Consider the following 7,040-nt stretch of genomic DNA (forward strand, 5'->3'; position numbering starts at 1 on the left):
TCGCCCGGCAAACCGGCCGATTGCTCACATTGCTCGGTCATGCCGAGGCGGAGGCGCGATCGCTGAATATGCCCAGTGTGTTCGCTATCCCCGAACTCGCCGAACATGCTCTCGCAGTGCTGCTTCGACCAACGTGGGAGCAGATCTGTCAGGCGTATGACCATCATCAGGGCTGGGACGACATCCACCTGAAGGACTCGGCGATTGCCGACATCGGCCAGCAAGCACTTCTTGGTCTGCGGCGGAGCCTTCGTATCCTCTAAAGAAGGCGGAATCTCGACACGATGTGGATACGCGTGAGTTGCTGATCATCACCGCTGGAGGCGCCGACCCCGCCCGCTCAAGCACTGCCACGCGCTCGGCACAACGGGACGGCCGGCGCGGTCGTGGGTGCTCCGCAGGCGCTCGGATACCAGCGACCCCGGGCGGATTCCACGTCTAGAATCTGGATTTCGGCTCAGAGCGACCTTCGGACAAGACAGCCACAAAGCGCAACAACCATTCTGACCTGCTGATACTCGGCGACGCTTTCCTGGATTCATGGGCGAGAATCCGGACTAATGGCTTTACGTTCGGCGGTGGCCGCCCCCCGGTGGATATATCCGCCGTCGTGTCTCGTTCCGCCGCCTCGCACCGCCGACCCGCCGATCTCCGGCTGATGAGACGGGAGGGCCCGGCATGCCATGGCACGCCGGGCCCTCCCGTACGCCGCCTCGTCGGTACGACTTCCCGACGTGGCCGCTGAGCACGTCTCGTCGAGCTGTCTGCTCAGTACGTCTCGCCGAGCTGGCCGCGGAGTTTGGTCAGGGCGCGGGTGAGCAGGCGGCTGATGTGCATCTGGGAGACGCCGATCTGCTCGGCGATCTGGGACTGGGTGAGGTTGCCGTAGAAGCGCAGGGTGAGGATCTTCTGTTCGCGTTCGTCGAGGGTGGCCAGGGCCGGGCCGAGGGCGACGCGGAGTTCGGCGAGTTCGTATTCGCCGTCCTCGCCGCCGAGCATGTCGCCGAGTTCGGTGGCGCGTTCGCCGTCGCCGGTCGGGGTGGACAGGGAGACGGCGTTGTAGGCGCGGGCGCCTTCGAGGCCTTCGAGGACCTCTTCCTCGGTGAGGTTGAGGTGGGTGGCGATGTCGGCGACGGTCGGGGAGCGGCCGAGGGTCTGCAGGAGGTTGCTGTTGGCTTCGCTGATGGCGAGGCGGAGTTCCTGGAGTCGGCGGGGTACCCGGATGTCCCAGGTGCGGTCGCGGAAGTGTCGCTTGAGTTCGCCGATGATGGTCGGGATGGCGTAGCCGGCGAAGTCGACGCCGCGGGTGGGGTCGAACTTGTCGATGGCCTTGATGAGTCCGACGGCGGCGGTCTGGACGAGGTCGTCGGTGGGTTCGCCGCGTCCGCTGTAGCGGTGGGCGAGGTGGTTGGCCAGGGGGATCCAGGCTTCGATGGCCTTGGCGCGCAGGGCGGGGCGGGAGGGGTGCTGCGCGGGCAGCGCGGCCATCGCCAGGAGCAGGTCGGTGGCGCTGTCGGCCAGTGCGCCGGGCTTCACGGAGAACCGGGTGCCGGTCTCGACGGCGGCGGGGGCCGGAGCCTCGGACGCGGCCGGAGCCTCGGACTCGGTGGTGGCGGCCCGGGTGGTGGTCGGTGCGGTCATGGTGGTCCTCCCTGCACGTGGTGGAAGTCGTGGTGGGGACGGTGTATGTCGAATTTCGTGGTGGTGTTTCGTGGTGATTGGTTATCCGTTCAGGCATCACCTTAGCCCGATCGTCTCGGCAAAAGCTAGCCGAACGGTTGATGTATAAAGGGCATAAAGCTCAGATAACGGGCAAATACTCGAGGAATTTGTGACTTGGCTAGGCTGCGAGCGTGAACTTCGGCGCCGTACCGGAGGATCCGACCGCGCGGGATCCGACCGCGCGGGATCCGACCGGACCGTCCCGGGTTGCCGGGCTGGTGCTCGCCGCCGGTGCCGGCCGCCGCTACGGGGGTCCCAAGGCGCTGGTTCGGCTGGGCGGGCGGTTGCTGGTCGAGCGGGCCGTGCAACTCGCCCGGGACGGCGGTTGTGCACCGGTGGTCGCGGTGCTCGGCGCCGCCGCTCCGATCGTCCGGTCCCGGGCCGAACTCGGGGACGCCCTGACGGTCGAGAACCCGGACTGGCCGAGCGGGATGGGCTCCTCGCTCCGGTCCGGCCTCGCGGCACTGGGCGACACCGACGCCGTCGCCGCGGTCGTCCTCCTGGTCGACATGCCCGGCATCACCGCCGAGGCGGTCCGCCGACTGGTCGCCCTCGCCGAGCCGGACCGGCTCGCCATGGCCGGTTACGGGAACCGGCGAGGGCATCCCGTACTGCTCGGCCGGGCCCACTGGACGGGAGTGTCCGAGTCGGCCGTCGGGGACGTCGGCGCCCGGCCGTACCTGCGTCGGCACGCGGCACGGCTGCGGGTCGTACCCTGCGACGACGTCGCCGACGACGCCGACCTGGACACCCCGCCCGCCACCGTTTCCTGACCGGCACCGGCACCGGCACCGGCACCGGCACCGGCATCTGCATCGGCACCGGCATCTGCATCGGCCACCGGCCACCGGCATCGGCCGCCCGGCGTCAGTGCGGCAGGCGCATCGCGAGATAGAAGTCGACCCGGTCGGGAAACCGGGAGAGGTCCCGCCCGGTGAGTTGCTCGACCCGTCCGATCCGGTAGCGCAGGGTGTTGACGTGCAGGTGGAGCCGGGCGGCGGCCCGGCTCCACGAACCGGCACAGTTCAGGAACTCGTCGAGGGTGCCCACCAGGTCGGCGTCGTGCGCGCGGTCGTAGGCCAGTACCGGGCCGAGCACCCGGTCCCGGAACGCCCGCCTGGCCTCCGCGGGGACCCCGGAGAGCAGCAGCAGGTGCGAGCCGAGGTCGCCGGCCGAGACCACGGTCGCGGGCCCGGCGCCGGCCAGCGCGGTAACCAGGGCGTGTCCGGCCTGCTCGACCGCGCCCGGCAGCGCCCCCACGTCGGCGGCCGGGCCGCTGATCCCGACGGCGAGCCGTCCGGCACCGAGTCCCGGCGTCAGCCCGGCGACCGCCGCCCGGATCGCGTCGGTCACCTCGGCGAGCCGGGTCGGTGCCACACCCAGCACCCCGAGCACGGCATCGGGCAGTGCGTCGCCGGTGACCATCGCGGACACGCCCGCCGACCGGACCACCTCCTCCGCCACCGCCACCGCCAGCTCCGGCGGTGTCGTCAGCCCGGTGAGCCGGACGGCCACCACCAGCAGGGTCGACTGTGGCGCCAGCCCACCGGAGAGCAGTGCGGCCCGCAGGTCGACGGAAGACGCGCCGGCGGCCAGCGCCCGCCCGAGCTGATCGGCGAGACGCCGTTCCACCCGACCGGCCTCGTCCGCGTGTGCCCGCTCCAGAGCGACCAGACTGACCAGCTCGGCCGCCACGTCGGAACCGGCCGTGTCCGGGGCGGCGGGGTCGACCGCGTACGCCAGCATCCAGGCGGCGAGCCGGTGCTCGGGGCGACCGGGCACACCGACCAGCCAGGCCCGCCGGCCGGCCAGGTCGACCACGGCCGGAAGCCGGCCGGCGGCCAGGAACGACGTCGCCAGTGCCCGGCGGGACTCCGGCGCGATCGGCCCGGTGCCGGCCACGATCCGTCCGGTCGAGGTGAGCACCCAGCACTCGGCGCCCAGGTCGGCGGCGACCGGCTTCAGCAGGTCGACCAGCCGGGCGCCGCCGGCCATCGCCGTGACCAGGCCGCGGTACCTGCCGAGCACCGTGGCGAGCCCGGTGGCACGCTGGGCCCACATGGTCGGGTTGACCTGGTCGATGATGTCCCGGAAGGACACCTCGACCGGAACCTCGAACAGCGGTACGCCGTGCCGGCGGCACGCCGCGACCAGGTCCTCGGGCACCGACCCGTACGCGGCGTCGCCGGCACCGATCGCGGCGACCCCGGCGGCGGCGCACGCGGCCACGAACCGGTCCGCGTCACCGGCCCCGCGCCGCCACATCAACCCGGTCAGCACGATCTCGCCACCGGACAGGTAGCGGCGCGGATCCGGCAGGTCGGTGACGTACACCCGGCTGACCGGACGGTCGAGGTCGTCCGCGCCGCTGAGCACGGTCAACCGCAACCGTGGTCGGTCCAGGGCCTCCCGGAGCAGCATCGCCGCACCCTTCCCGCCCGGCCAGGGCCCGTTTGGAGAAATCTACGAAAACGATACGGCGAGGGCTGACGGTTTCGGCGTTCCCACCGGTTCACTCCGGGTGGCGACGACTGCTGTACTTCTGGTCAACACCGGAGGTGAGCCGAGGTGACCGTGGTCAGCGACTCGCTGGGCAGCTTCAACCGTCGGCCCGCCGCGCAGGTCGAGCGGGAACTGCTCGCCTGCTGTGCCGTACCGAGGTGGGCCCGGGCGGTGGCGGCCGGGCGGCCGTACCCGGAGGTGGAGGCCGTGGTCGCGGTCGCCGACACCGCGCTGCGCCGGTTGCTCTGGTCCGACGTCGCGGCCGCGTTGGCGGCGCACCCGAGGATCGGGGAGCGGCCGGCGGGCACCGACCGGGAAGCGGCGTGGTCACGCCGGGAACAGTCCGGAGTGGATGGCGCGGACGACACCGTACGGACCGCGTTGGCCCGGGCCAACCGGGAGTACGAGGAACGGTTCGGGCACCTTTTCCTGGTCTTCGCCAGTGGACGCACCGATGTGGAACTGCTCGCCGCCGCCCGGGACCGACTCGGCAACGACACCGCCACCGAACGCCGGGTGGTGCACGAGGAACTGCGCCGGATCGCCCTGCTGCGCCTGAGGAGGCTGCTGATGACCGAGCGGAGCGGAGCGGATGGAGAGACGCGGCGGGGCGGGGAGCGGTCATGAGCGGGGGAGCGGTCATGAGCGGGGAGCGGTCGTGAGCGCGGGAAGCCCACCCGACGGGTTCGTCCGGATCTCCACCCACGTGCTGGACACCGTCCGGGGCGAGCCGGCCCGGAACATCGAGGTGCGGCTCGACCGGCGGGACAGCGGCGGCTGGGCACCGGTCGCACACGGCCGGACCGACCACGACGGCCGGCTGACCGACTGGACGCCGCTGCTCGACCGGGTGCCGCTGCGCGGCTGGCAGGCCGGCGGCTACCGCCTGGTGTTCCTGGTCGAACGCTACTACCCGCCGGGAGCGGCGTTCTTCCCGGAGATCGTCGTCTCCTTCCAGATCACCGACCCGGACCGGCACCACCACGTGCCGCTGCTGCTCAGCCCGTACGGCTACACCACCTACCGGGGTAGCTGAGCCATGGAGGGAGGTCGACCGGTGCGGGTCACGCTCGGCGCCAACCAGTACGGCAAGGCCGAGGTCCGGGTGGTCCGGGTACGTCGCGACGGGCCCCGGCACGAGCTGCGGGACCTCAACGTCAGCATCGCCCTCTCCGGTGACCTGGCCGAGGTCCACCTCTCCGGCGACAACGGCTCCGTGCTGCCGACCGACTCGCAGAAGAACACCGTGTACGCCTTCGCCCGCCGGTACGGCATCGACCAGATCGAGGACTTCGGACTGCTGCTCGCCCGGCACTTCGTCGACAGCCAGCCCGCCCTCGGCCGGGCCCGGGTGCGGCTGACCGAGTACGGCTGGCAGCGGCTCGGGCCGCACTCCTTCCAGCGCGACGGCGCGGAGAGTCGTACCGCCACGGTGACCGTGACGGCGGATCGGACCACCGTCGAGTCCGGGCTGACCGGACTGGTGCTGCTGAACAGCACCGACTCGGAGTTCAACGGCTTCGTCCGCGACCCGTACACCACGCTGCCGGAGACCGACGACCGGATCCTGGCCACCGCGGTCGAGGCGAACTGGCGGCACCGGGACGGGGAACCCGCCGACCGGACGGCGACCCGGGAATGGGCGGGGTCGTACGCCGGGGTCCGGGCCGCCCTGGTCGGCGCGTTCGTCGACACGTACAGCAGGTCGCTGCAACAGACCCTGTACGCGATGGGGCACCGGGTACTCGCCGAGCGGCCGGAGATCGCCGAGATCCACCTGAGCCTGCCCAACCGGCACCACCTGCCGGTCGACCTGGCGCCGTTCGGGCTGACCAACCCGGGCGAGGTCTTCGTGGCCACCGACCGGCCGTACGGGTTGATCGAGGGCACGGTGACCCGGGAGGCCGACGGCGTCGCCGGTCCGGTGGACGGCGGGCCCTGATGGACTTCCTGCAACCGACCACCTGGGCGGAGGCGCTCGCCCTGCGGGCGGAGCATCCGGACGCGCTGCCGGTGGCCGGTGGCACCGACGTGATGGTGGAGTTGAACTTCGCCCGGCGCCGCCCGCCGGCCCTGCTGGACCTGAGCCGGGTGGCTGAGCTGGCGAAGTGGGACGCCGACCCCGGCGGGCTGCGGCTCGGCGCCGGGGTGCCGTACCGGCGGATCGTCACCGAGTTGTCCGGCCGGGCGCCGGGGCTGGCGATGGCCGCCCGGACGATCGGCTCCCCGCAGATCCGCAACCGGGGCACCATCGGCGGCAACCTCGGCTCCGCGTCCCCGGCCGGAGACGCGTTGCCGCCGCTGCTGGCCGCCGGGGCGACGGTCGAACTGGCGTCGGTGCGGGGCGTCCGCCGGGTTCCGGTCGCCGGCTTCTGCACCGGGCCGAAACGCAGTGTGCTGGCCCCGGACGAGCTGATCGCGGCGATCCTGCTGGGGCCGACGACCGGACCGGAGCAGTTCGCCAAGGTCGGCACCCGGAACGCGATGGTGATCGCCGTCTGCTCGTTCGCGCTCGTGCTGCGGATGGCGACCCGGGAGGTCGGCACCGGGATCGGCTCGGCGGCACCGACCCCGGTCCGGGCACCGGAAGCGGAGGACCTGCTCCGCGCCGAGCTGCCCTGGGACGGCTGGGGAGATCTGCCGGGCCCGCTGGTCCGCCGGTTCGGCGAGTTGGTCGCGGCGGCGGCCAGCCCGATCGACGACGTACGCGGCACCGCCGCCTACCGGCGGCACGCGCTGGGCGTACTGGCCCGGCGGTCGCTGGTGCGGGCCTGGGACGAGCACCGGTCGGACTTTCCGGGGGTGGGGATATGAGG

Annotated in this window: 8 protein-coding genes; 6 read left to right on the top strand and 2 right to left on the bottom strand. The window is 72.1% G+C overall.

Annotation, left to right across the window (positions count from 1 at the left end; all coding sequences use genetic code 11):
- Window positions 1-20 precede the first annotated feature (20 nt).
- Window positions 21-263, top strand: a complete 243-nt coding sequence (locus tag I0C86_RS24215; protein ID WP_196203583.1) for a hypothetical protein — start codon at window positions 21-23, stop codon at window positions 261-263.
- A 505-nt stretch (window positions 264-768) separates the two neighbouring features.
- Here I0C86_RS24215 and I0C86_RS24220 read toward each other — a convergent pair.
- On the bottom strand, window positions 769-1,641 hold the full coding sequence (locus I0C86_RS24220) for a SigB/SigF/SigG family RNA polymerase sigma factor (protein WP_196203584.1): 873 nt from the start codon (window positions 1,639-1,641) through the stop codon (window positions 769-771).
- A gap of 212 nt (window positions 1,642-1,853) precedes the next feature.
- On the opposite strand from I0C86_RS24220, the gene I0C86_RS24225 reads away from it, so the two are divergent.
- Window positions 1,854-2,495 carry a nucleotidyltransferase family protein gene (locus I0C86_RS24225; protein WP_407676343.1) on the top strand — a complete coding sequence of 214 codons (642 nt, stop codon included), beginning with the start codon at window positions 1,854-1,856 and terminating at the stop codon, window positions 2,493-2,495.
- A gap of 94 nt (window positions 2,496-2,589) precedes the next feature.
- Here the strand turns inward: I0C86_RS24225 and I0C86_RS24230 are convergent, their stop codons facing one another.
- On the bottom strand, window positions 2,590-4,143 hold the full coding sequence (locus tag I0C86_RS24230; RefSeq protein ID WP_196203585.1) for a PucR family transcriptional regulator: 1,554 nt from the start codon (window positions 4,141-4,143) through the stop codon (window positions 2,590-2,592).
- 147 nt (window positions 4,144-4,290) lie between these two features.
- On the opposite strand from I0C86_RS24230, the gene uraD reads away from it, so the two are divergent.
- Genes uraD through I0C86_RS24250 form a run of 4 tightly spaced genes read left to right on the top strand, consistent with a single transcriptional unit; the run spans window position 4,291 to window position 7,038 of the window.
- On the top strand, window positions 4,291-4,851 hold the full coding sequence (uraD, locus tag I0C86_RS24235; RefSeq protein WP_323373819.1) for a 2-oxo-4-hydroxy-4-carboxy-5-ureidoimidazoline decarboxylase: 561 nt from the start codon (window positions 4,291-4,293) through the stop codon (window positions 4,849-4,851).
- 31 nt (window positions 4,852-4,882) lie between these two features.
- Complete coding sequence (uraH, locus tag I0C86_RS24240) at window positions 4,883-5,260, top strand: hydroxyisourate hydrolase (RefSeq protein ID WP_323373820.1); 378 nt, start codon at window positions 4,883-4,885, stop codon at window positions 5,258-5,260.
- Between the two features lie 21 nt (window positions 5,261-5,281).
- The gene (pucL, locus tag I0C86_RS24245; protein ID WP_196203587.1) at window positions 5,282-6,166 is read left to right on the top strand and encodes a factor-independent urate hydroxylase; all 885 of its coding nucleotides are present in this window, start codon (window positions 5,282-5,284) and stop codon (window positions 6,164-6,166) included.
- Window positions 6,166-7,038: an FAD binding domain-containing protein gene (locus I0C86_RS24250; protein WP_196203588.1), complete on the top strand. Its 873-nt coding sequence runs from the start codon at window positions 6,166-6,168 to the stop codon at window positions 7,036-7,038. Before pucL ends, I0C86_RS24250 begins: the two co-directional genes overlap by 1 nt.
- Window positions 7,039-7,040 lie beyond the last annotated feature (2 nt).

Origin of the sequence: Plantactinospora alkalitolerans, assembly GCF_015690345.1 — a bacterium.
GTDB lineage: Bacteria > Actinomycetota > Actinomycetes > Mycobacteriales > Micromonosporaceae > Plantactinospora > Plantactinospora alkalitolerans.

Coding starts and splice junctions, on each gene's coding strand:
- I0C86_RS24250 (WP_196203588.1), top strand. CDS start 6,166: ATGGACTTCCTGCAACCGACCACCTGGGCGGAGGCGCTCGCCCTGCGG.
- I0C86_RS24220 (WP_196203584.1), bottom strand. CDS start 1,641: ATGACCGCACCGACCACCACCCGGGCCGCCACCACCGAGTCCGAGGCT.
- I0C86_RS24230 (WP_196203585.1), bottom strand. CDS start 4,143: ATGCTGCTCCGGGAGGCCCTGGACCGACCACGGTTGCGGTTGACCGTG.